General features: G+C 56.3%; 24 protein-coding genes and 1 tRNA gene. 14 read left to right on the top strand and 11 right to left on the bottom strand.

Going from position 1 to position 23,466, the window contains the following annotated elements:
- Positions 1-60: 60 nt before the first annotated feature.
- The 4 genes from VO84_RS05045 to VO84_RS05030 all read right to left on the bottom strand — a co-directional run bounded on the left by VO84_RS05045 (position 61) and on the right by VO84_RS05030 (position 5,272).
- On the bottom strand, positions 61-558 hold the full coding sequence (locus tag VO84_RS05045; protein WP_058186205.1) for a ferritin-like domain-containing protein: 498 nt from the start codon (positions 556-558) through the stop codon (positions 61-63).
- Between the two features lie 201 nt (positions 559-759).
- Positions 760-1,020, bottom strand: a complete 261-nt coding sequence (locus VO84_RS05040) for a GlsB/YeaQ/YmgE family stress response membrane protein (RefSeq protein ID WP_058186204.1) — start codon at positions 1,018-1,020, stop codon at positions 760-762.
- A 102-nt stretch (positions 1,021-1,122) separates the two neighbouring features.
- On the bottom strand, positions 1,123-1,824 hold the full coding sequence (locus VO84_RS05035) for a lipid-binding SYLF domain-containing protein (RefSeq protein ID WP_058186203.1): 702 nt from the start codon (positions 1,822-1,824) through the stop codon (positions 1,123-1,125).
- Between the two features lie 208 nt (positions 1,825-2,032).
- A complete protein-coding gene (locus tag VO84_RS05030; protein WP_058186202.1) occupies positions 2,033-5,272 on the bottom strand; it encodes a PAS domain S-box protein in 3,240 nt (1,079 codons plus the stop codon).
- 277 nt (positions 5,273-5,549) lie between these two features.
- On the opposite strand from VO84_RS05030, the gene guaA reads away from it, so the two are divergent.
- A complete protein-coding gene (guaA, locus tag VO84_RS05025; protein WP_058186201.1) occupies positions 5,550-7,100 on the top strand; it encodes a glutamine-hydrolyzing GMP synthase in 1,551 nt (516 codons plus the stop codon).
- Between the two features lie 111 nt (positions 7,101-7,211).
- Here the strand turns inward: guaA and VO84_RS05020 are convergent, their stop codons facing one another.
- Together VO84_RS05020 and VO84_RS05015 are read right to left on the bottom strand one after the other, a co-directional pair.
- The gene (locus VO84_RS05020; protein WP_231737788.1) at positions 7,212-7,790 is read right to left on the bottom strand and encodes a DUF421 domain-containing protein; all 579 of its coding nucleotides are present in this window, start codon (positions 7,788-7,790) and stop codon (positions 7,212-7,214) included.
- Between the two features lie 14 nt (positions 7,791-7,804).
- Positions 7,805-9,097: a POTRA domain-containing protein gene (locus VO84_RS05015; protein ID WP_058186200.1), complete on the bottom strand. Its 1,293-nt coding sequence runs from the start codon at positions 9,095-9,097 to the stop codon at positions 7,805-7,807.
- 112 nt (positions 9,098-9,209) lie between these two features.
- Here VO84_RS05015 and VO84_RS05010 point away from each other — a divergent pair, with 112 nt between their 5' ends.
- Together VO84_RS05010 and VO84_RS05005 are read left to right on the top strand one after the other, a co-directional pair.
- Complete coding sequence (locus tag VO84_RS05010) at positions 9,210-10,400, top strand: thiolase family protein (protein ID WP_058186199.1); 1,191 nt, start codon at positions 9,210-9,212, stop codon at positions 10,398-10,400.
- A gap of 27 nt (positions 10,401-10,427) precedes the next feature.
- Complete coding sequence (locus VO84_RS05005; protein WP_058186198.1) at positions 10,428-10,853, top strand: hypothetical protein; 426 nt, start codon at positions 10,428-10,430, stop codon at positions 10,851-10,853.
- A gap of 54 nt (positions 10,854-10,907) precedes the next feature.
- Here the strand turns inward: VO84_RS05005 and dusB are convergent, their stop codons facing one another.
- Genes dusB through rpmE form a run of 3 tightly spaced genes read right to left on the bottom strand, consistent with a single transcriptional unit; the run spans position 10,908 to position 12,832 of the window.
- A complete protein-coding gene (gene dusB / locus VO84_RS05000) occupies positions 10,908-12,167 on the bottom strand; it encodes a tRNA dihydrouridine synthase DusB (RefSeq protein WP_197413902.1) in 1,260 nt (419 codons plus the stop codon).
- A 13-nt stretch (positions 12,168-12,180) separates the two neighbouring features.
- Positions 12,181-12,555, bottom strand: a complete 375-nt coding sequence (locus VO84_RS04995) for a hypothetical protein (protein WP_058186197.1) — start codon at positions 12,553-12,555, stop codon at positions 12,181-12,183.
- Positions 12,556-12,613: 58 nt separating this feature from the next.
- Positions 12,614-12,832, bottom strand: a complete 219-nt coding sequence (gene rpmE, locus VO84_RS04990) for a 50S ribosomal protein L31 (protein ID WP_058186196.1) — start codon at positions 12,830-12,832, stop codon at positions 12,614-12,616.
- Positions 12,833-12,992: 160 nt separating this feature from the next.
- On the opposite strand from rpmE, the gene VO84_RS04985 reads away from it, so the two are divergent.
- Positions 12,993-13,409 (top strand): c-type cytochrome, encoded by a 417-nt coding sequence (locus tag VO84_RS04985; RefSeq protein WP_058186195.1) that lies wholly within the window; start codon positions 12,993-12,995, stop codon positions 13,407-13,409.
- A gap of 6 nt (positions 13,410-13,415) precedes the next feature.
- On the opposite strand, the gene VO84_RS04980 is transcribed toward VO84_RS04985, so the two are convergent.
- Positions 13,416-14,183, bottom strand: coding sequence for an SGNH/GDSL hydrolase family protein (locus VO84_RS04980; protein WP_231737787.1), 768 nt, complete (start codon positions 14,181-14,183; stop codon positions 13,416-13,418).
- A 134-nt stretch (positions 14,184-14,317) separates the two neighbouring features.
- On the opposite strand from VO84_RS04980, the gene VO84_RS04975 reads away from it, so the two are divergent.
- Positions 14,318-15,088 carry an ATP-binding protein gene (locus VO84_RS04975; RefSeq protein WP_058186194.1) on the top strand — a complete coding sequence of 257 codons (771 nt, stop codon included), beginning with the start codon at positions 14,318-14,320 and terminating at the stop codon, positions 15,086-15,088.
- A gap of 212 nt (positions 15,089-15,300) precedes the next feature.
- On the opposite strand, the gene VO84_RS04970 is transcribed toward VO84_RS04975, so the two are convergent.
- Entirely contained in the window at positions 15,301-17,445 is a 2,145-nt protein-coding gene (locus VO84_RS04970) for a prolyl oligopeptidase family serine peptidase (protein ID WP_231737786.1), read from the bottom strand.
- A 21-nt stretch (positions 17,446-17,466) separates the two neighbouring features.
- Here VO84_RS04970 and VO84_RS22750 point away from each other — a divergent pair, with 21 nt between their 5' ends.
- From VO84_RS22750 to VO84_RS04930, 9 genes are all read left to right on the top strand, one after another.
- Positions 17,467-17,706, top strand: coding sequence for a hypothetical protein (locus VO84_RS22750; protein ID WP_197413901.1), 240 nt, complete (start codon positions 17,467-17,469; stop codon positions 17,704-17,706).
- A 398-nt stretch (positions 17,707-18,104) separates the two neighbouring features.
- Complete coding sequence (locus VO84_RS04965; protein ID WP_197413900.1) at positions 18,105-18,626, top strand: DUF2393 family protein; 522 nt, start codon at positions 18,105-18,107, stop codon at positions 18,624-18,626.
- Between the two features lie 338 nt (positions 18,627-18,964).
- Positions 18,965-19,852: an OmpA family protein gene (locus VO84_RS04960; RefSeq protein WP_058186192.1), complete on the top strand. Its 888-nt coding sequence runs from the start codon at positions 18,965-18,967 to the stop codon at positions 19,850-19,852.
- 359 nt (positions 19,853-20,211) lie between these two features.
- Complete coding sequence (locus tag VO84_RS23130; protein WP_269431404.1) at positions 20,212-20,538, top strand: DUF507 family protein; 327 nt, start codon at positions 20,212-20,214, stop codon at positions 20,536-20,538.
- The gene (locus VO84_RS23125) at positions 20,538-20,813 is read left to right on the top strand and encodes a DUF507 family protein (protein ID WP_058186190.1); all 276 of its coding nucleotides are present in this window, start codon (positions 20,538-20,540) and stop codon (positions 20,811-20,813) included. Before VO84_RS23130 ends, VO84_RS23125 begins: the two co-directional genes overlap by 1 nt.
- 108 nt (positions 20,814-20,921) lie before the next feature.
- Positions 20,922-20,996 (top strand) — tRNA-Glu (locus VO84_RS04945).
- 852 nt (positions 20,997-21,848) lie between these two features.
- Entirely contained in the window at positions 21,849-22,091 is a 243-nt protein-coding gene (locus tag VO84_RS04940) for a hypothetical protein (RefSeq protein WP_058186189.1), read from the top strand.
- A gap of 42 nt (positions 22,092-22,133) precedes the next feature.
- On the top strand, positions 22,134-22,589 hold the full coding sequence (locus VO84_RS04935) for an NYN domain-containing protein (protein WP_058186188.1): 456 nt from the start codon (positions 22,134-22,136) through the stop codon (positions 22,587-22,589).
- A gap of 195 nt (positions 22,590-22,784) precedes the next feature.
- Positions 22,785-23,429: a hypothetical protein gene (locus tag VO84_RS04930; RefSeq protein ID WP_058186187.1), complete on the top strand. Its 645-nt coding sequence runs from the start codon at positions 22,785-22,787 to the stop codon at positions 23,427-23,429.
- Positions 23,430-23,466 lie beyond the last annotated feature (37 nt).

Here is a 23,466-nt window from a genome sequence, read left to right as displayed (position 1 = left end):
GAAAAATGGAGATTTTTCGTGGCTGAGTTGTTGGCGATCGATTGTGTTCGGACATTCGTCCTAATCGGCAATTCCAGGATTGGGCGGGTCAATGCCCAGGGCGGTGGCCAGAGAGACAAGATGATCCTGTTCCTGCACCAGAATAGTGCGCAGGCTTTCGGCAATTGCGTACTCATCCAGCTCTTCTGCCTGCTTGACGCGCCGCCGGTAATTACGAATCGTTTCCCTCTCATTGTCCAGATCGAACCTGAGCATCTCCTCCGCTTTTTCAGAGGTCTTGACAGGTTTCGGCGTGACTGAGGGCATGCCGCCCAGATAATCGATGTGGTTGGCGAGCTGCAAAGCATGAGCAAGCTCTTCCGTGGCATGAATGGCCAGCTCATCTGCAATGTTCATATAGGCTGCGCCCTTGAGGACCTGTGAGTAGTTTACATACGCAATGATTGCCTGATACTCGCGTGAGAGGTCTTCGTTTAATGCAGCCGTAAAAGACTCGCGCGTTATCTTTTTACCCGTACCGGGCGTGGTTCCTCGAACGTCAGCATCTTTCTTTGCCATAGTCACTCCTGGGTTATTTTCTTCCGGTTCAATAGTGAAATTTCTTTACGCTGTTCTTTATTGAGAGACTGCCACCCATTCTGAGTTTGAGCAAGCTGCGGTGTGGACGGTTGCCTGGCTCATCAACGCAGCTTGCAGATTTGGGACTGCTGTCTTTGTTTCAGTAGCCCTACGGATTCAATCCTTCTACCGCTGGATGCGTTAAAGATTCCTGGATCTATTCCCGGTAAGGAGGCGAAGCAGCAACGTCAGAACTACGGCGCCAGCGATTGCCACAATGATGGTATAGATCATGCCGCCCCGACCGGCATAGCCGAGGGAGCGCATGATGAAGCCACCCACAAGCGCTCCGACGATGCCAATCACGATGTCCATGATTGCGCCATAGCCGCTACCTTTCATCAGCTTCCCGGTAATGAAACCGGCGATGAGTCCAACGATGATCCACCAGAGAATGAACATGTACAACTCCTAACTTCTTCAGTACCGCGTTGCCAAGGGACGCTTAAGCATCCCCTGGCTGTGAGTTATTCCGGCATAGAAATCCAGAACACGCGCGGATTGTTACTTTCCAGCATGGGCTGCGTGGAAGTATTGCCCAACGGTCGCCACAAACGAGGCCGCTGCCGGCGGAACTGGAACTGCGCCGTGCAGAATGTGCTGGAAATTATCCTCGGTTCCGCCATAGAGAGTTTTGGTGTCGTCGGTGTTTTGCGAGACTACCGCGCCGTTCAGGTCGACACCGGCAAACAACCCTTTGGAGCGCGAATAGGTCAGCAGTTCCGCATTCATCGCTATGTCAGTTGATGCTGCCGCATTCCGTCCGACCGGGCCTGCTGATGCAGCAGCATCAGCGCCGATCTTGAACTTCGACTTGAGCAAGTCCTGAAATCCCTTGTCATTGACCGCTACGAGGACGAGATCGGTTGCCTGGCCGCCGATTTGAAAACCGACACTGCCTCCAGCCAGACGGATGAACACGGGTGCGCTCCAGCCTGTGCTGGTGCGGCAGGTAACAACACCCTGACCGTATGAGGCGCCCACAATGAACGCCGCTTTTTTCACGCTAGGGATGACGCCGACACAGGTGGCCTGACGCGCGATGCTGTTGGGAATGGCTTTGTCCGGCGTCATCATGATCTGCCGTATCACATCTCTGGCGTCTTTGATCCTCTGGTTGAGGTCTGCAGTATTATCCGCGGCGAATAGCTTGAGCGACGGCAGACATAACAGAAACAGGAAAAGAAAATGCTTTTTTGCTTTCATCGAGGTTCTCCTTGCGAGCTATAGAACTCCTGGCAGTCGCACACCAATTCATCGGTAGATGATTAGATGCGCTTTCCAATGCCACAAATACTGAATCGAAAGGAATAATTTGTCAAAGCCATTTTTCAGGCATTCAGGCCGCATCCTCATCTGTGATCGAAGCAAGAGATATCAGGCTGAATACAGATGAGCTTGATGTGTAAGGATTTCATGCCTGTTGCTGGTGAGGATTGCCAGCACATTCGAGCAGCAGCTGCTCGAAGTCTTCCGGCGGCAGCGGCGGCCCATAAAGATAGCCCTGGTGAAGGTAGCACCCGAGGGCCTGGAGGGCCTCGCGCTGTTCGCGGGTCTCGACTCCCTCGGCCAGGACGCGCAACCCCATCTCTTTACCGAGCGCAATGACAATACTCGCGATGGCGCCGCTGCTGGGGTCTTCGAGAAGATCGCGCACAAACGAGCGGTCGATCTTGATCTGCGAGAGCGGCAGCCGCTTGAGATACGCCAGAGATGAGTAGCCGGTGCCGAAGTCGTCGAGAGCAAATCGGATGCCATGCTCTTTGAGCGCGGCCATCTTGGCGATGGCGTCCTCAATGTTTTCGATAAGCATAGACTCCGTCAGCTCCAGCTTGAGGCAGCTGGGATTGGCTCCAGTGCGCGCGATGGCATCCAGCACGGACGCCACGAAATCATCTTTGCGCAACTGAAGCGCGCTGATATTGACGGCAATCGTGACGTTGAAGTCCGAGCATCGATCCGCCCAGGAGGCAATCTGGCGGCAGGCGCTCTCAAGCACCCAGGCTCCGAGCGGCAGAATGAGACGCGTTTCCTCGGCTAATGGGATGAACTCCCCTGGCATGACAAGGCCCTTATGCGGATGCCGCCAGCGCACCAGCACTTCGGCGCCGTAGAGCTTGCCATTCAGATATTGCGGCTGGAAATAGAGGACGAATTGCTTGTTCTCAAGGCCCTGACGCATCTCCTCCTCAAGCGTGGCGCGCGCGGTAACGGCAGCCTGCAGGCCCGGCGCAAAGAAGCGCATGGAATTGCGTCCCGCGGCCTTGGCCTGATACATGGCAATATCGGCCTGCTGCAACACGTGATGAAAATCGGCCTGGTTGTCGCCGAAGACCGTGATACCGATGCTGCAGCTGGTGCGGACCTCGGCCTGTTCCAGCAGATACGGCTGCGCAACCTGCAGGAGAATTTTTTCTGCCACGCTCATGGCCTGCGTGGCCGCAATCTCCGGATATCCGTGCAGCTCTTCGAGGATAAGCACGAATTCATCGCCGCCGAGCCGTGAGACGGTGTCGGCTGAGTTGACGCACTCCTGCAGACGGTTGGCTACTTCGCGTAGTAGCAGATCGCCGGTATGATGGCCGCGCGTATCGTTGAGGCTTTTGAAATTGTCCAGGTCCAGGAAGAGCATGGCGCGCTTGCGGTGTGTGCGCGAGCTGAGCGCGATGCTCTTGCGGAATTGCTCAAAGAGCAGACGGCGGTTGGCGAGCCCGGTGACCTGGTCATAAAAGGCCAGGGTGCGAATCTCTTCTTCGGCTCTTTTTTCATGCGAGACGTCGCGCACCTGGATCAGAAGGCAGGGTACGCCACTGACCTCGATGGTGGTGGCGAAGACTGCGCCCCAGAACAAGGAGCCGTTTTTCTTGCGGAACTGAACCTCGATGCCGCGGAAGCTCTCACCCTTTCTGATGATTTCGAGCATGGCATCACGGTTGCCGTAATCAGCCCAGACATCAAGCTCCAGCGAAGATTTGCCCATGATCTCTTCGCGCTGCCATCCGGTGACGGTAGTGAAGGCTGGATTCACATCTACGTACATGCCGTCGGCAATGCGTGAGATGACAATGATGTCCGGGCTGGTTTCAAAGGCCGCGCGATAGCGTGCTTCGCTGTAGCGAAGGGCACCTTCGGCCTGTCTTTCGCGCGTGACGTCGCGTACCGAGGAGAGCAGGCATTCCTCGCCGTCAACGATCAGCCGGGTAGCGGAAAGCATGCCCCAGAGCGCGGAGCCGTCCCGCCTGCGAAACTCCACCTGCACATCACGGCAGTCTTTGCCATCGCGGAAGACATTCAGCAGGAGCTCGTGGTCAGCCGGGTTGGCCCAGAGCCCCAATTCGGCCGAAGTTTTGCCAACTGCCTCTACCGGGGTATAGCCGAAGTATTCGGTGAATCTTCCGTTGATGTCGATACACCGGCAATCGGGGAAGCGGGTAATCACCATGGCATCGGCGCTGGTTTGAAAAGCAGTACGGTAGCGGGCTTCGCTGGCGCGCCGGGCATCCTCTGACAGCTTTTCTCCGGTGGCATCATGAATCGAGGCAAGCATGCAGGACTCGCCGCGAATGATGAGCGGCGCAGCGGAGACCAATCCCCAAAGCACAGAGCCATCGCTCTTGCGGAATTTGACCGGAACATCCCGAAATTCCTCTCCTTGCTTTATGGCCGAAAATACCGCTTCGCGATCTACGAGGTCGGTCCACATGCCCATGTCCACGGAAGTCTTGCCGATGGCTTCCTCGCAGGTAAATCCGAAGTACTCGGCAAACCGGCGGTTTATGTCAACGTATGTCCGGTCGGACAAGCGCGTAATCACCATGGCGTCTGTGCTGGTGTGAAAGACGCTGCGGTAGAGCTCTTCGCTACTTTTGAGAGCTTCTTCGGCTCGCTTGCGCTCTGTAATGTCAAGCGCGCTGACGACGCAGCCGACGATATCACCCGCGCGATCCCGAATGGGAGCGAAGTTGAAACTTCCGACCCACTCTTCTCCGGTGTCCTTGCGCCGCTGCCGGTATTCCACGCCTGTTGCCTGCTCGCCGCGCAGGGCCCGGGGCACTACCCATTGTTCCAGCGGGGCCGGCGTGCCATCGAAAAAATACACGTCCATGAAGCCGGGATAGTCGGCGTTCCTACGCGGACATTCGGACCTATCCTTAAATTTGTGAAAGGCGGCGAATGCCTGGTTGAAATCTACGAAATTGCCTTTCGCGTCGCAGATGAACATCGCTTCCGCGGAGCTTTCAAGAGCCGCCTGCAGCTTGGCGCTGAGTTCGTGCAGGATATTTTCGCTCTCGAGCTCTGCCAGCCTGCCCTGGCTCCTGCGCACATATTCGGCCATAAAGCAGAAGGCTGCGCAGGTCAGAATGGAAAATAAAAACGCGATCAGATGACCCGTCCGGACATTCTCTGACGAGTCCTTCGGCATGACGGTGGTGAGATTCACGACCAGAGCGGAAGCCGCGGTGGCTGCCAGCCCGGGCCACAGCCCCAGAAGCAGCGCAATGGCAATCACGGGCGGTAGATAGGTGAGGTAAAGCGAGAGATGGAAGCCAAATTGCCAAGCAAGGAAAGCGCGCAGCAGGTATGCCGCGGCCACGATAGCGAGCGCAAGCGCGATCTTCCAGAGTTGCAGAGCGACGGATCGCTTGCTACGCATTGAGGACGCTCTCTACTTCTCCGCGAATCTCAGCAAATGGCGCGGCTGACTGGAAAACCGATAAACCAAGGAATTTCTTCAGTTTCACTATTCCGATTCATTCCATGAAAGTCAATCGAAATTGAAGAGATAGGCGAAGGACTCCATGCCATTCGATGTCCGATATGGGAGGAAACGCTAGAACACGGAATTTGCAGCGTATTCAGGGGGATGCGTTTCTCGAAATGGACTCGATGCAGTTCTTTACAGGCCCTGCATCTCCCTGACACACTGAATAGTGGACACCCAAACCATCGTTATCCTTGATTTTGGCTCGCAGTATACGCAGCTGATCGCCCGGCGTATCCGCGAGCTGAACGTCTTTTGCGTTGTTCTGCCCTGTACGGCTCCCCTGAAGGAGATACAGAGTTATAAGCCGCTGGGCATCATCCTTTCAGGCGGCCCGTCGTCTGTATATGATCCAGATGCTCCGGCCGCCGATCCGAAGATTCTGGACGAGCAGACGCCGATTCTCGGCATCTGCTATGGGCTGCACTACATTGTGCATCATTTGGGCGGAGTGGTCAGACCCGGGCCGAAGCGCGAGTACGGCGATGCCGAAGTGACGGTGGAGAATGCCGCAACGCCCTTGTTTGCGGGGTTGCCGCCGCGGCTGCAGGTGTGGATGAGCCATGGCGATGAGGCGCTGGAGCTGCCAGCAGGGTTTTCAAGGACGGCGGTTAGTTCCAATGCGCTGGCCGGCATTGCGAATGAAGAGCGGCGCATCTGGGCGGTGCAATTTCATCCAGAGGTGCATCACACGCCACTGGGACCGCAGATATTGAAGAACTTTGTCTTTGGCATCTGCGGCGCCGATGGCGACTGGACACCGGCTCACTTTGTTGAGACGACGGTGGCTGCGATCCGTGCAAAGGTGGGCAAGGACCATGTCATCTGTGGGCTTTCGGGCGGCGTGGACTCTTCCGTGGCGGCAATGCTGGTGCATAGGGCCATTGGCAGCCAGCTGACGTGCGTTTTTGTAAACAATGGCGTGCTGCGCAAGAACGAATTTCAGAGCGTGCAGAAGAATTTGCGCGACAAGCTGGGGCTGAACCTGGTGGCCGTGGACGCGAGCGAGCGATTCCTGAGTAAGCTGGCCGGTGTGACGGACCCGGAAAAGAAGCGCAAGATCATTGGCAACGAATTTATTGCTGTCTTTGACGATGAGGCTACGCGGATTGCGCGTGAGACGGGCGGCGTGGATTGGCTGGTGCAGGGGACGCTGTATCCGGATGTGATTGAATCGAGCAGCGTTAAAGGGCCGAGCCAGACGATCAAGAGCCATCACAATGTGGGCGGCCTGCCTGAGCACATGAAGCTCAAGCTGATTGAGCCGCTGCGCGATCTGTTCAAGGACGAAGTGCGGCGCATTGGCCGCGATATGGGCATGCCGGAGGAGATTTTGAGCCGTCAGCCGTTCCCAGGGCCCGGGCTGGCTGTGCGCATTCTGGGCGAGGTCACAGCGGACCGCGTGGCGCTGCTGCAGGAAGCCGATGATGTTGTGGTGAGCGAGATCAAGGCTGCCGGGCTATACACCAAGATATGGCAGAGCTTTGCCGTGCTGTTGCCGGTGATGAGCGTGGGTGTGATGGGCGACCAGCGGACTTATGCCTACACGGCTGCGGTTCGGGCAGTTCATTCCGAGGATGGAATGACGGCGGACTGGACTCCGCTACCGTATGAGGTGCTGAAGCGGATTTCCAGCCGCATTGTGAATGAGGTACGTGGCATTAACCGCGTGGTGTACGACATTACATCGAAACCGCCGGGGACGATCGAGTGGGAGTGATTTGCTATCAAGGCGACTGCGGCTTCGCCGCGCTGAAACCTTTGTGGTCCCCCCGTTGGTCGAAAAATGATTTGATGCAGAGTTCTGAGAATGCCTGACAAAGTGAGTTTGTCAGGCAGATTGCTGACGCAGTGCTGCTATTTCCTTTGTCAGTGTGTCCAGGCGCGCCAGAATATCAGCGTGCTGCTTTTCGTAAGAGTTTGGCTCCAGGCCTTCCACATAAAATGTTCCACTTGGCTCTAGCTCACACAGGCCTACTTGATGAACCATTGTGAAGCCCTGTTTGTGGATGGCTTCCAACAGCTCCTCATGCGTGAGCGATTCGCGCTGCATGGCTTTTTGATCAATTTGTCCGTTACGCACCAGCACCGTGGAACGGCCCTGCACAAGCCGCGTAAGACGCGGCGAGTTGAACAGGAATCTGGCTACAAGCCAGTTGATGCCCAGCAGGCCGAGTGCGCCGATGATGCCGCCGGTGACTGAGTTGTCGTCGCCGATGATGGCGTTCTGCACGGTGTTGGAGAGCGAGAGCAGAACAACGAGATCGAAGGGATTGAGCTGTGCCAGCTCGCGCTTGCCGAAGATGCGCAGCAGAATTACGAGGACCAAATAGACGACGACTGGACGGAGCAGCTTCTCCAGAATCGGAAGCGGCAGGTGGAACATGTTGTTCAGAATGGTGTGCAGCATGGCATGAGGATAGCTTAAGAGGTACGTTTTTCCAGCCTCAGCACTACGTCCACGGTCTTGGTGTCGTCGTTTACGTTCAGCGTGTATTTGTAGTTGACCGATTGGAAGAGCTTGAAGAGCCGCGGGTCGGCGTGGGTGTTTGTGGCGTCGATGGCGAAGTAAGAAAGCAGCGCGCTTTCATTGAAGACGGCTCCGGCGGGCAGCTTCCATGCGGCCAGCATCATGGTGCGAATCTCATCCGATACATTTTCGACGCTGATTTTGCCCATGGTGTACATGGCTCCCGGCTCGGCTGTTACGGCATAGCTGACGGTGTGCTGTGCGTGGTCGAGCGTGGCTGCGGGCGTGATGCGCGCTCGCGCGTAACCGCGATTGTGATACTGCCGCTCGATGAAATGCCAGTTCTGCGAGATGTGCTCGGCGTCGGCAGGGTCGCCGGGATGAACGTGCGACTGCTTGTCGAAGTCCGCCTGGCTGACGAGCATGTCCGGCGCAAGCTGAATGGCCGTGACTTTATATAGCGCACCCGCATCGAGTGAATAACGGAAGGGAACTTTAACGATGTCGGGAGCAATGATCAGGGTGGGCTGCTTTGCGGCGTCTGCCTTGACGTCCAGGTAGCCCATGTCGCGGTAAATGCCGAGGAGGTCCCTGGCGATGCCGGAGGTTGAACCTTCAGTGCTGTACGGTAAACCGGTGAGAGATGCCAGAACCGCCTGGGCTTTCGGGGTGAGTTGCGGGGCGACGCCAGGTTGAATTTCGCCAATGAGAATTTGCGGTGTGGTGACATGGAAGGCGATGGCAGTGGCTTCACGAGCGCCCATGGCGCTATATGGCGCAGAGGTGATTGTTGCCTTGATTCCGATGGCGGCAAGCTGCTCTTCGAGCGCGGACTGTACGCCATCGAGCAGCGTGCCATCGGAGGGAACTTTGCCGTGATAGAGCGGGAGCTTTGCGCGGATCTTCGCGTCAAGATCGGGGCCGGGCGTGAGCGGCAGGTTGTCCAGCCGCACGGAGTAGAGCTGCGACGCGGGCTTGAGCTGGAAGACCAGATCCTGCCCGTTGAAGGTGAATTTGACGCTGTCAAAAAGGCCGCTCTGCGAGAGCGCGTTCATGCGCTGCTGCATATCGTCGGATGAGAGCGTCTGGCCGGCTTTGATACCGGCAGCGGCCAGCAAGTCATCGTTTGCGTAATCCGGCGCGCCTTGGAACTGGATGGTCTTGGGCGTGAATTTCTGCGCGGATAGGGGCAGGGCAAGGCAGGCAGCGGCGAGCGCTGCAAGGAAGGCAGGAATTGTGAGTCGCATGACGGGCTCAAGGCTAGCAAACCTGTGCGGCTTGCTCAAGTGAATCTTGTGCCTTTCGCGTGGCAGGCGTCGGAGTTGATATTCTCGGCTGGCTGGAGTGGAGGAATTGGGAATGCGGGAAGCGGTGATTGTTTCGGCGGTGCGTACGCCGGTGGGTAAGTTTCAGGGTTCGCTGTCGGGCTTTACTGCGCCCAAGCTGGGTGCGCTGGTAGTGCGCGAGGCGGTGCGGCGGTCGGATTTTGAGCCGGGGCAGATCGACGAGTGCATCATGGGTTGCGTGCTGCAGGCGGGGTTGGGGCAGAATCCGGCACGGCAGGCGGCGATTTATGGCGGGCTGGCTCCTGAGTCTGCCGCGCTGACGGTGAACCAGGTCTGCGGGTCGGGGCTGCGGGCTGCGTCGCTGGCGGCGCAGGCTATTGCGCTGGGCGATGCGGAGGTGATGGTTGCTGGCGGTATGGAGTCGATGACAAATGTGCCGTATCTTCTGCCGCAGGCGCGTGGTGGTTATCGCCTGGGGAACGGCACGCTGGTGGATGCAATGATCCATGATGGGCTGTGGGAGGCGTATCGCGGCTTTCACATGGGCGTTGGCGCGGAGATGATTGCGGAGAAGTACGGCATTACGCGCGAGGAGCAGGATGCTTTTGCGGCGGAGTCGCATCGCAAGGCGGCTGCGGCGACGCGGGCTGAGATTTTTGCCGAGGAGATGATGACGGTGGAGATTCCGGCGGCAAAGAAGGGTGAGGCTGCGCGGGTTTTTGCTGTTGATGAGGCGATTCGTCCGGATACGACCGTGGAAACACTGGCGAAGCTGAAGCCGGCCTTTAAGGAAGGCGGCACGGTGACGGCGGGCAATGCTCCCGGAGTAAGCGATGGCGCGGCGGCGGTGGTGATTACCAGCGCGCATGTGGCTCGGGAGCGGAATCTGAAACCGCTTGGCGTGATTCGTGCAAGCGCAACGGCGGGCAGGGAGCCGGAGTGGTTTGGGCTTGCGCCGATTGATGCAGTGCTCAAGGTGACGAAGCGTGCGGGGTGGGAGCTTGATTCGGTCGATCGCTTTGAGTTGAATGAGGCTTTTGCAGTGCAGGCGATTGCGGTGAATCGGGAGCTTGGTCTTGATGCTTCGAAGGTGAATGTCCACGGCGGTTCGGTGGCGGTGGGGCATCCGATTGGTTCAAGCGGCGCACGGTTGCTGGTGCGGCTGCTGGCGGACCTGAAGGAATGCGGCGGGAAGCGTGGGATTGTTGCGCTATGCCTGGGCGGCGGGAATGCTGTGGCGATGGCGGTGGAGCGGATTGACTAGCGGCTTCGCGGCGGAGGAATCATTACCGTGACTTTTGAGGAACTGGACTGCAAGTTTCCAAACGGATTTACTGATGCAGAGATAAATGCCTGTGCTATCAATTATGAAAAGCGCACGGCAGTTATACACATCAATCTTCGTGGTAACCCACCAGACAGCCTACTTCACGATGAGTATCGTAAAGCAGCAATCACTCTGTCAGGGATGTTTTATTTTGCGATTGATCCGCCCGATGCCGATCACTTGTTTTATCCACAGCGGCCTATACAGGTTGACGGTCATAGTGAGAACGCGCTTGAGTTTCCATCATTCGCTTATCTAAAACCAAAATTACCCGAGAATGCGTTTTGCTGTCGGTTCTATGTTCATGACTGGAATTCATTTATCCATATTGCCGCCAAGGACGCAGACTTTTCATGGTTTGAGGACGGAATGACTGAAGCGCTTCTCTAGGCGGCGGGGAACGAAGATCATTGCCCGCTGCCCGCCGTTTATTAGCTACTATTTTTAATCGCAGACCAGTGCGGCGTCAGAGAAATCCAGCGGCGCGTTGACTTCAGTGGACTCTTCGTTAGCTGTGCCGGCTATGGTCTGCGCTTCGAAGAAGGCATCTACCTGATCGAGAATGGCTCTGGATGTCTTGGCTTGGAAGATAGAGGCGCGTAGTTTGGCTCCGCCGGGTACGCCGTGCGTGAACCATGAGGCGAACTGCTTCATCTTGCCGGCGGCTTCGCGGACTGCATTCTCCGGGTTCTCAGCAATGCCGCCTATTTCTCCGCCAGCCATCAGCATCTGGAAGTAAGCGCGGATCATGTGGTGGCGGTCGGCAGACGTGGGCTTGTCGTACGCGCCTGTCGCGGTGAATTGTGCGATCTGGCGGAAGATCCATGGGTTGGCTGGTGCGCCGCGGCCGATCATCACGCCGTCGCAGCCGGTCTGAGCGACCATGGCGGCGGCGTCTTCCGGTGTGCGGATGTCGCCATTGCCGATGACGGGGATTTTGACGGCCTGCTTGACGGCGGCGATCCATTCCCAGCGGGCGTAGCCGGTGTAGGCCTGCTCGCGGGTGCGCGCGTGGAGCGAGAGGGCATTGAGCCCTTCGTTTTCGGCCATCTTCGCCAGTTCAACGCAGACTATATTCTCGTCATTCCAACCGAGGCGGAACTTGACGGTGAAGGGAATTGAGACGGCCTTGCGGACGGCGCGGAAGATTTCGCCGATCTTCGGCAGGTCGCGCAGAAGGCCCGAGCCGCCGTTGCAGCCGACGACGCGCTTGGCCGGGCAGCCGAGATTCAGGTCGACGATGTCGAAGCCGGTGTCCTGGACGATGCGGGCAGCCTCGGCGAGTGTTGCCGGGTTTGAGCCGAAGAGCTGCGCGGAGATAGGGTGCTCGTCATCGAAGAAGGTAAGGTAGCGCTTGCGCTTGGATTCGCGCATGCGGGAGAGGCCGTCCGCCGAGGTGAACTCGGTCATGAGCAGGCCGCAGCCGGACTGGGTGTTCGAGACGGAAGACTCGACGTTGGCGGCTTCGCTATCCCCGGTCTCCAAAACCGGGAGACCGGGGGCACCCAGAGTGGTGGTAAACGAACTGGCGTGGCGGATGAAGCGGCGGAAGATGGTGTCCGTGACGCCGACCATGGGAGCCAGAACCGTGGCGGGGCGCACCTGGACCGGGCCGATTTTCATCTCGGCCGGAACCGGCATGGAGCCGGTGCGCTCGGTGGGCTGCTCCCACTCCTTCTTCACGGTAAAACCTCGTCCTGCCATGGAATACTCCGATTCAGTTCGGCAGTTCTGGAACTTCAAACACAAACGGTTTGCCACGCGATTCCGGGTCCCATCCTGCTGTGATTGCTTGCCGGATGTGGGCTTCTACCTTTTTTGCCGAAATTTGCACCTGAACAAAATCCGCCCGCTCCCGGTTCTGCTTCTGCATTGGCACGAGCGGATACTCCAAGTGCAGGTCGCGGTGTGCATTCTTTTCATTCTGAACATGAATCGAGACACCTTGCCAACCATCGGTGAAATATTGCTGCTCGCGATGCAAGCGCCAGTTCAGGCGGGCGCCGTCGATTTCTACGCTTGTTCCGATTTGGCGTTTTGGTCGTGACATCGTAGTTTCAATTTTCCAGTCGACATCGTTGGCGGGACTCATAACGAGGCCCCCGCCGCGGCGGAGGCCTGTTTAGCACAAATCCTGCCGTTTCAGTGGCTTACTTAGCGGGCTCGGCTTTCGCGTACTTGCGGCGGAAGCGCTCCACACGGCCAGCTGTATCGACCAGGCGCTGCTTGCCGGTAAAGAACGGGTGGCAGGCCGAGCAGATTTCCACGTGAATGTCGCCCTTGTGGGTCGAACGGGTCTCAAAGTTGTTACCGCAGGCGCAGAGTACGCGCACAGCGTCATATTGGGGGTGAATCTTTTCCTTAGGCATCGCTGAAACAGACCTTTCCTGCAATCTACGTTATTATACGGCGATTTTTGTTTGAGGGCAATGACGATTACCCTTCCCAAAGCCGACTCCCGGGCCTAGAATTTCAGCCGAAAAATTCATGACAGTCTCTAAGCTGCCGAATGAATTGGAGAGGCATGGTATGTCTGCTAAAACCTTCTTAAGCTTTGGGCTATTGCTGTCCGGTGTGATTGCTGCATTCGGCGCTGCGCAGGCGTCATCTGCGCAGGAGATTACTCCGCGAGTCAAGCAAATCTACAAGCAAGACTGCGCGCTGTGCCACGGCGATACCGGTAACGGCAAATCTGAACTGGCCACCAGCATGAACCTGGTGCTGCTCGATTACACCGACGCCAAGTCGTTGTCCGGCAAATCCGATCAAGAGCTCTTTGACGCGATCCGCAAGGGCAGGGGAGACAAGATGCCGCCCGAAGAAGAGGGCCGGGCCAAGGATGCGGATATTCGCGGACTGGTCGCATATGTGCGCGGCCTGTCGAAGGGACATACTGGAACCCAGACGGCAGAGGCTCCCGCAACGCCGCCGCCGGGCAAGCACTGAGCGGCTCTATTTCGCCAATGCTTTGGCGATGCCTGCGTCGGCCAGAGGGGCCATGATGGCATAGCCTGCCGGGAGCGGATGAACGCCGTCTTTGCTCAGCTCCGGAGGAAGACCGTTTTGCGCATCCTTCATGGCTGAGTGGTAATCGACATATTGGTAGCCCTGGCCGGTGGCATAGTTTTTGATCCATGTGTTGATGGCGAGGATCTTGTCTCCGGAACCCTGCACGGCGGGCGCCCAGTTGAAGTGGCTGGCCGGCAGAACGGAGCAGAGGACTACGCGGATGCCGTTGGCTGCGGCGAGTTGAGCCATGGACTGGATGTTTCCTTCGGTCTGTTCCGGCGTCATTGGGCCGGTGTTGCCTGCCACGTCGTTGGTTCCGGCAAGGATGATTACGACCTTTGGTTTCAGCTCCAGCACGTCCTGGCGGAAGCGGATGAGCATCTGCGGTGTGGTCTGGCCGCTGATGCCGCGGTTGATATACGGCTTGCCAGAGAAGGACTGATCGAGGTGCCAGCCCTCGGTGATGGAGTCGCCCATGAAGACGACGCGCTTGTCGTCCGGCTGGGAGGGTGGCAGCTGCGCGTTGGCATCTTTGTAGCGCGCGAGCCAGCCGAAGTCGGTGAGAAGCTGCTTCTCGTGGACGTTTCTGTAGCCGTCCGCACTTTGAGCCTGGGTTGCAATTGCCTGCGCCAAACCCTGAGCGCCCACTCCGCATGCCACCGTTACAAGTACAAGCGCTGCTGCCATCTTTAACCCTGTGCGCAGTTTCACGTGAGTAAGTCTCCTCAATTTGGCTATACCTTTTGCGGGTTCGATTTTACGCTGTCCGGCGGCATTTCCACATTCTGCGTATTGCTTGCACATCTGTTTGCACGCGCCTTGTGCGTTAGGCTTGGTAGAGAGCTATGAGTAATGTATGCCCCATCTGCGGTGGTGTTGGTCTTGTACGCGTCGTTGCAGAAGACGGCCGCTGGGTGTCCCGGGAATGCCAGTGCCAGGAGCTTGAGCGCGAGGAGCGGCGGCTGACCGCTGCGCGCATTCCTGAGCGCTATCGTCATTGCACGCTGGACACCTTTGACTCCGGCTACCGTAACGCAGATCCCTCGTTTCGTGAGGCCCTGCTAACCTCGCGCAAATTTGCCGATTCCTATCCGGTTGATACTGCCGGACGGGGCCTGCTTTTTATTGGCGATATCGGCGTCGGTAAAACCCATCTGGCCACGGGAATCCTGCAGCGCCTCATTCGCGAGCGCGGTGTGCGCGGTCTCTTCTGTGATTATCGTGAGCTGCTCAAGAACATTCAACACAGCTACAATCCACAGATCGCTACCACAGAAATGGATCTGCTTCGACCAGTCTTCTCTGCCGAAGTCCTCGTCCTCGACGACCTTGGCGCCCAGAAGCTCAGCGAATGGGCCTCCGATATCGTGTCTCTCATCCTCAACACCCGTTACAACGAAAAGCTTTCGACGATTATTACGACTAATTATCGAGATTTGCCGGCAGGAGCTGGCTTTCAAGCCGATCACGAAGGTCGCAAACCCGCCAAATCGGAGGACACTCTTGGCGACCGGATAGGTGACCGCATGAGATCGCGGATCTCCGAAATGTGTATTTGCGTTGAGATGCGAGGTGCTGACTTCCGGCAGTCGGTGAAGCGGGCTAGGTTTGGCTAGGGTGTAGTCGTCCAGTTATAAAGCTTTAGGCTGGCCTTTGTGGTGCCCCAGGTCCCAGAAGAGGGACTGGGGCACCCAGCTCTTGTGGTGGCTGAGAAGGAGCAAAAGCAAGAACAACCGCAGGTCCTTCGACTGCGGCCGCTTTGCGGCCTTCGCTCAGGATGACAACCTTTTAGGTGGGATACCCGATTCTGTTGCAAAGCCTGTAGAGATCAATTCATTAGCTTCACAGTCAGGTAGGTGTACATTGCTGCGTCTGTGCGGGCGCGCTGCTTGTTGTCTGCGCCGGCGCCGTGGCCGCCTTCTGTGATTTCGAAGTAGTGGAAGGGTTTGCTGAACTCCTCCATGCGAGCGGCGAACTTGCGCGCATGCACTGGTCCCACGCGATCGTCCTTGGTGGTGGTGAAGATCAGCGGTTCGGGATAATTCACGTCTTTGCGGAGCTGGTTATAGGGCGAGATGGAGGCCAGGAATCGGCGTTCTTCCGGGATCGATACTGAGCCGTATTCGCCCACCCAGGAAGCGCCGGCAGAGAGATGCTCGAAGGCGAGCATATCGAGCAGCGGGACGGAAATAATGACGGCCTTCCACATCTCAGGGTGCTGCGTGAACTCGACGCCCATGAGCAGGCCGCCGTTGGAGCCGCCCTCGATGCCGAGCCGTGCAGGAGATGTGATTTTGCGCGTTGTCAGGTCCTGCGCCACGGCGTAAAAGTCATCGTAGATGCGTTGGCGATGGGTCTTGAGGCCGGCGTCATGCCACGCCGGGCCAAACTCGCCGCCGCCGCGGATGTTTGCCAGCACGTAGATGCCGCCGCGTTCGAGCCAGAGCTTGCCGGTGGTAGGGCTGTAGCCGGGCGTTTCCGATACCTGAAAGCCGCCGTAGGCCGTGAGTAGCGTGGGGTTCTGGCTGTCGAACTTCATATCTTTTGGTCCGACGACGAAGTAAGGAATTTTGGTGCCGTCTTTCGATGTGGCTTCATACTGATGAACGGCGAGGTTGGAGGCGTCAAATTGCGGCTTCTCGGATTTGATCTGCTTGAACGAGCCGTCAGCGGCATTGCCCAGCCAGAGCGATGGCGGATTGATAAAGCCATTGAGCGAAAGAAAGAAGCGCTCTTCTGTGGGACTGGCCCATACCACTGCCGCAGTCTGATTGTCAGGAATGGGAAGCGCTTTGTGGCTCCACTGGCCGCTTTTCCCGGGCGAATAGATATACGCGCGGGCCTGCACGTTGTTCAGCGTGGTCAGCAGCAGATGGTTCTTCGTAGTGCGGACCGCTTGCATGAATTCGCGCTCAGTGGGCGTGAAGATGACGGTTGGCTTGAGGTGCTCGGGATCGGTTTTGGCTGCGTCGAAATCGATGGAAAGAACAGAACCCTGGAGATAACGCGTGGTCTGGCCGGCGGGGGTCCAGTCTTCCTGCAGCGTGAGGATGAAGTGGTTGGCAAGGAATCCGACGATGCTGGATTTTAGTGGAATATCAAGCTTGCGGGGACCGGCTGGCGACTGAAGATAGGAGGTGTGTTCAAAGGTGGAGGCGCTTCGCTCAAGAAGCACTGCAACGTGGTCTTCGCCGTCGCGCAGGACGGTTGCGTGATCGCCGTAGCCGTTGTCTGTCACTTCGCCGCGAAAGATCTCTTTGGCGCTTTCGAGCGGCGTGCCGCGTTTCCACTCACGCACCGTGATGGGATAGCCAGCCTGGCTCATTGTTCCCGGACCCCAGTCGCGCGAGATGAGCAGCGTGTCTTTGTCGAGCCAGGCGACGGATTGCTTGCCGCGCGGGAGCACGAAGCCATTTTCAATAAAGCTATTGGTTTTGAGGCTAAACTCGCGGACTGTGACCGCGTCTTCGCCGCCGGCGGAGAGGCTAGCGAGACAGGTCTCTTCTTCCGGGCGGAGGCAATTCAATCCACGGCCCACCCAGCTCTGCTTTTCCGCTGCGCCAAGCGCGTCATAGTCCAGCACTGTCTGCCAGTGTGGTTCGGTGGTCAGGTAATCCGCGAGCGTGGTGCGGCGCACGATGCCGCGCACGTGGCTGGCATCGTTCCACGAGTTGTAAATTGTTCCATGCACAAAGGAAGGCCACGCGATGCGGTCGGGTGAGTCGAGAGCTGTCAGTGCCGTGGCTTCAAGCGCGCCGAAGTGCGGGTCGCTGTTGAGCCATGCCTCGGTTTTGGCGTTCTCCGCGTTCACCCAGGCCATCGGCTTTGCGCCGTGAATCTCTTCGAGCCATGTGTAGTTGTCCGGCTGCTCGGCAGATGCGGACTGGCAAGGGGCGCGGTGCGCTGCACCGGCGGTGAGCACAACGATCGAGGCTGTAAGCGCTGTGCGCATTGTCTTTGCGGCAATCTTCACGGCAGATTCTCCATCTCAGTTTTGCGCTCAGAATATGCCGCACGGGCGCTTGCGTTATGTGCGTCTTTTTATCCTGATTGCGAAGAGAATTCATTATTGCAGACGGATATTGCCGACCTTGGTACGGTGCTGCAAACAATGTCGAAAACGAAAACGGATACGCCAGAGCGTGCCCGTTTCCTCGAACTATGCTGCTGCGATCAGAACAACCAGATGCTGACCAGAGTGGCGGCCATGGCTGCTGCGGCCACTGCTTGGTAGATCAGGTCTTCAGACTTGCGGCCGCGCAGGACGCGTGCCGCGATACCGGAATTGGGGGAGGGCTGCATCACGCGTCCTGTCTTTCTTCGCCTTTGGGGGCGAGGGTGATCACTGACTCACAAATTAGAGCTTCCTTCAGATGGTGTTCCGAGTGGAGTTAGCGTTTCCGTCTGCTTACTTTCTTGGATGCAAAAACTTTCCCTGGGGACTAAGACACGGCAGAATGCAATCAGTTGCGGTGAACCTTTTGCTACACCTGGTGCTGTCGCCGGTTTCGTTATTTTGAATCGCGTTTCCTGGCTGCTCCCCTTATCGTCCCTGAGGGTCAATTCTTCTGTGAAAATTCTGATCTTCGTTGCCGAGAGGTTGTCTTTGGTAATGGGAGTAAAATGGAGTGCGTGAGCACGGGACCACAACTTATCCGAACCGCCGAACCGCGCGAGCGCAACTGGCTACCGTTGGCTATTGCTGCCGCAGTTGTCCTCGCCGTGGCCGCCATCGCTGTTTTCGTCGTGGAACATGGCCGCTCCAAGCCGACCGTCGCGCCGATTAATGCTGCTGCCGATCCCTACGCAGCGAACCTGCCTATCACGAATCTGGTCCTGAGCGAATCCGCCAATCTGGCCGGCGGCAAGGTCACCTATGTGGATGGTCACATTGCGAACAAGGGCAGTCAGACCGTGACGGGCATATCCGTTCAGGTTCTCTTTCGCGATCCGGCTCACGAGGTGGCGCAGAACGAGACTCAGCCGTTGAAGCTTATCCGTACCCGGGAGCCGTATGTCGACTTGCAGTCTGTGGCTGACGCGCCGCTCAAACCCGGCGACGAACGCGACTTCCGCCTGATCTTCGACCCTGTCACGCAGGATTGGGATGGAGCCTACCCTGAACTCCGCATCCTGCACGTCCAGACCCGCTAATTGCGCTCCAGGTCTGGCTCGTTAATTTCCTCAATTATGCCTCGTTCCAGGGCGCTTTTTGCAGCGTTTCGCGACTGTTTTGCGGCTATTGTCCTCAAAGTTACAAGGTAGAAGTTACCCTTAGTGGGTAAAAATTACCTTTCTTATTTCGGGTTTTTCGGTCAGATCCTTTAAATTTCAACAGTTTTCGTTGTCTAAACCCTGTCAATACAGCATTTTCCAAAAATATTTTGGCGACACCAGAGTTTGGCCCGGTTGTTGCTCTATACATCGACGTACTGTCAATAACTGTCCGTGTTGGTTATGCCGCAGGGACGGAAACATACAGAGGATAAAAGATGACAGGACTTATTCCTAAATATGATAGAAACGCCCTGCGCGGTGTAGTAGCACTCACCACGCTTGCCTCGGCGCTCGCTTTCCCCACGGGTGCCCGAGCGCAATCCTCCAGCACTTCTCAGGAGGCAGCTCCGGCCGCGGCTCAGCAGCAGCAACAGCCGGACATTAATCAACAGCGGCTCGACAACGCGGACAAGGAAGGCTTCTGGGGTCACATGAATCCCTTTGCCCGCAAGAAGTGGGTCAAGAAACGCCTCGACCCCGTTAACGACAGACTCACCGAACTCGATCAGCTGAATGCTAAGAACGCGGCGGACATTAAAGATGTAGATTCGCGCGCGCAAGCAGGCATTCATCAGGCCCAATCCACTGCGGACACAGCCAACCAGACGGCTACCGCAGCAGGACAGCAGGCGCAAACAGCTTCTACTACAGCTCAGGGCGCGTCTACGCATGTGGACACTCTGAACACGACTGTAAATGGTCTGGACCAATACAAGCCCGTTACCGAAACTGAGGTTAAGTTCAGGGGCGGCGTACCCACGCTTTCAGCTGATGCTAAAAGCAAGCTTGATGATGTGATCCAAAGCGTGAATGGACGCAAGGGCTACATCATCGACATTGAAGCTCAATCGCCAGTGCACGGCGCTGCAGGCATCCAGAACTCCCAGAAGTTCGCGCAGGCAGTGAACCGTTACTTGGTGGAACACAACATCCCCGTCTACCGTTTGCATGCCGTTGCGCTTGGCAATGCCAAGAATGAGGACAGTGATGAGCCTGTCCGTACGAGCATGGTACGCATCCGGTTGATGGAAAATAGTTTGGCGGCCCAGGATGCTGCATCACCCCAGGGTGCTGCGTCTTCGTCAGGTGCGGAGCGGCCCTAAACCGCTCAGCCACGCCCCCGAGGCTATTACCGCGCCTTCGGCTTACCCCGCCGACGGCCGCCAAAAAAGCTCTCGCAAGAGAGAACCAAGGCAACTTGGCCCCCGCCAAAAACGGGGGCCGTTTTTTTTTCTATTTCGAGACTTGTTCTATGCACTCGCCTTACGGTCTATCAAGTCTATCAATGCGTCAGTTCCAGTAAAAGGTCTCTTGGGGAGACGTGAGCTGCACAATGTGGCGCCGTTTTTTGCATACAGAAAATCAGAGTGTAAAGATCAAGGCACACGAATATGTCCTCCGCAGGGGGCATTTCTTAGACCTGTTTCTCAGATCGTGAACTGCATCGCAGAATGCTCGTCCCGTGGCTATACATCCGCCACCCCAATGCGCTATTCTGAGCCTTACGCAGATGATCTTTTCCCGGGAATACATTGGTTATCTAGGCCGCCGCGCGGTCAAACACCTCATCGATGCCAAGTTCATCACCACGAGCAACTTGCATATGACAGAGGAGCGCGTCACTGCGGCTCTCATTGATGAAATGTCGCTTGAAGACCGCATCAATGATGAAGTGCGCGTGATCCTTGATGCTTACTCTGACGAGATGCGGAAATCCGGAGCGCAGTACGCAGAGATGTTCAAGAAGGTCAAGAACGAGTTGGCGCGCAAATACAAGGCGGTGCTGTAATGCGCATCAGCCGAGACAAGCTCAATAAGCTGGCGCACACCGTCGCCGACACTCTTGCGGAGATGAATGAGGTGGGCTTCAACGAGGACCGTAACACTATCCGCCAGGAAGCCCGCAAGGCGCTCGAAGTTCTGCTGAGCGATGAGGCAAAGATTGACGCTGCTGCGCGCAACAAAATCTCCTCCCAGCGCAAGATCATCCTCGAAGGCACGCAGGAGTGGGAGATCCTCTACCGCAAGTATTACAACGATGAAGTAAAACGGCTTGGAATTTGAGGATGAGGCGCTGAAGCCGCGCATCTAAATCACATTCAGCTCGTTGGCTTAAAGCCCGATTTTTGTTACATTAAATGAGTGGCCGCAATGGCCGTCCCCCACCAATGTGGCGCTATCGTCTAGGGGTTAGGACGTGAGATTCTCAATCTTAAAACACGGGTTCGATTCCCGTTAGCGCTACCAACAGAATCTAAAGGATTTAAGGCCACCTGGAACATCTCCAGATGGCCTTTTTACTATCAGTTTGTGTCCAAGATCGCATACAACCGCTGCATAGTGCTGCATGTCGCTGGAAAAAATGATAGTTAAGGGTGATTTCGCTATCACAAAATGGCTCAAGTCGAACCTTTTGAAATCTACAAAACTGATAGTGAAAACTGATAGTAAAACCCACCATTCTTAGAGCAACCACGATATGAAAATCGCGCTCGCTGGCAGCGAGTTTGTTACACCTCAGCTGGGAACCCCTATTGACTCGGACCGAGGGCAGCGCTAAAGTCTGAAACAGAGGGAGTATTCCTTAACCAGGAAATGATCTCCGTGTTTTCAAGCCGCGTTATGCTCTTGCAGGGCATATTCGCGCTACATTAGCCAGGATTCGGAACGGCCTTCCAATCCTATCTAGTCAAGATCGCCAGTTTGGAATTGTTCGAACTAACCATCACAAACGCTTAATCCAGAGCACCTAAGGCCGGGGTGTATTTACGGAGGCGTATGTGTTGATTCTCGGACATTCAATCCTTCCCATTACCGCCCGCGACTATATTGTTTTTGCGCTTGGGTTAGCTCCCTACGCTCTCAGAAAGCTCAAAACATCGATTCGAAGCACCTTCAAAGGGTGTTTTGGACTGTTAGGTGACGTCTTAGAAGATTGGGACGACTTTCGCGTGAGACGTGCAATCTCGCGAAAGAAAGCGCGTGTTGCGATTGGTTAACGCGCCTCATGTAGAGGTCTGTGATGAGGCGTATCTATGTGCTGAAGCTTTCCACAGGCCGTCATTTACGTTTGCTTTTTATTCGCCTATGCTGAATTGCATGGCGTTCTTCATCTCCAACACCTGCGACTTCACCATCCGCTGTAAGGGCTGCAACGAGAACATCAACGCTCCGGTCGGGACGATGCCCTCATCATGGATCATTGCGGCCTGTCCCCTTTGCCAGGAGAAGCGCCGCTACCTGCCGACTGAGATATTCCGGGGCAGGCTCTCACAGAAACTTATCGAGAAGATGCAGGCAGCGGGGGGTGCAATGATAATCAAAAATGGGACGGACAATTAGGGTAGCATTGGTGGCACCGCAGATACAGCTATCGGAGGATACATGCCCGGCAAATGCGTCGTCGTCGTTGACAACTCCAACATCTTTATTGAGGGTCTAAAGTACTCCGCCAAGAGCAAAGGGCGCGAAGGCGACCAAGACCCGTCATGGAGAATTGACTTTGGGAGGCTCCTCAAACAACTTGCACGCGATCGTGAAATTCATGCTGCGATTCTCGTGGGCTCCACTCCCCCTAATAGTGACACCGTGTGGGAAGAGGCGAAACGAAACGGCTTCAAGGTTACTGTGCATGAAAGAGACGCGCAAAACAAGGAGAAGGCCGTCGATACGGAGCTAGTGGCGCAAGGAACTAGAACGATCGTTAAGGCATCGCAGCCTATGGTTCTCGTATTGCTTCTGGTGATAGAGACTTCATTCCGCTCGTTAATATCGCCCATGAGGAAGGATGGACTGTTGAAATGGCTGCTTTTACTTCGGCGTTCAATCCCTCAGGACTGATGGCGACCAATGTTGATGGTGTCGTTCAGCTGGACTCCATTTTTGCCGAAATCGGTTACCACGCTTTTACTTGGCCGATTAAGTAGGACATAGATCGTTCTTATGTGCAACAGGTACGAACGGGAGCAAGACAGAGACGACCGTGATTGAAGCCACGGCCCAAGGAACATTGTTTGATTGACAGGGGGATTGACGATGGCAGCAAAGGCGGCTGGGCACAAAAAGAAGCGTGATGAACGCATCGCGGACCTGTCTATTAATCTGATCCCTAAGGAGAGGCGTAGAGAAGTTCGCGCTGCCAATCAGGCGCTTCTCGCCTCTGAGTTACAGGAGGCAGTAAGAATCTGCTTAGAGAATGACCTGCTAATGCCAACTCCCACGCTTCTTCGGAGCCTAATTGATACATGTGTTCTGGGAGTCTGGATACTCAAGTATGCGAAAGACGGAGAGGTAACGGACAGCGTCGCCCACTTGAATACGCCTGCTCTGGTTAAAGAACAGTTCAAAGATCGGGATCAGCAAATGTTCGATTTCATGTTCGAAAAGGTAAAGGGAACAGAAAATGAACTATATCGGGACGTCCTGCATCCGTCCGTCCACGGCGACGCGCTACATGTTGCGATGAGGATGAGAGACAAGGAATCGGAAAAGGCATGGATTCATCGATGCATAGTACATACGAATGTGGTTTTCAGCTACTTTCTGCTGCAATTTAAGGGAAAGTTACCACCGGAGCTAAACGAAGCTCTAACTGGCTCTGGACTCGAATCAGTCAAGAAGATGAATGCCCTACTGCGCCTGGATTGCCCGACGTTTTGTACCAGTGAAGAGTTAGTGTAGCGCATCGATTTCTGAGTTCAGATCGATGCAGGATATG

Origin of the sequence: Occallatibacter gabretensis (genome assembly GCF_001449115.1) — a bacterium.
GTDB lineage: Bacteria > Acidobacteriota > Terriglobia > Terriglobales > Acidobacteriaceae > Telmatobacter > Telmatobacter gabretensis.
The sequence above is the reverse complement of the archived record's forward strand: the minus strand, read 5'-3'. Positions and strand labels throughout refer to the sequence as shown.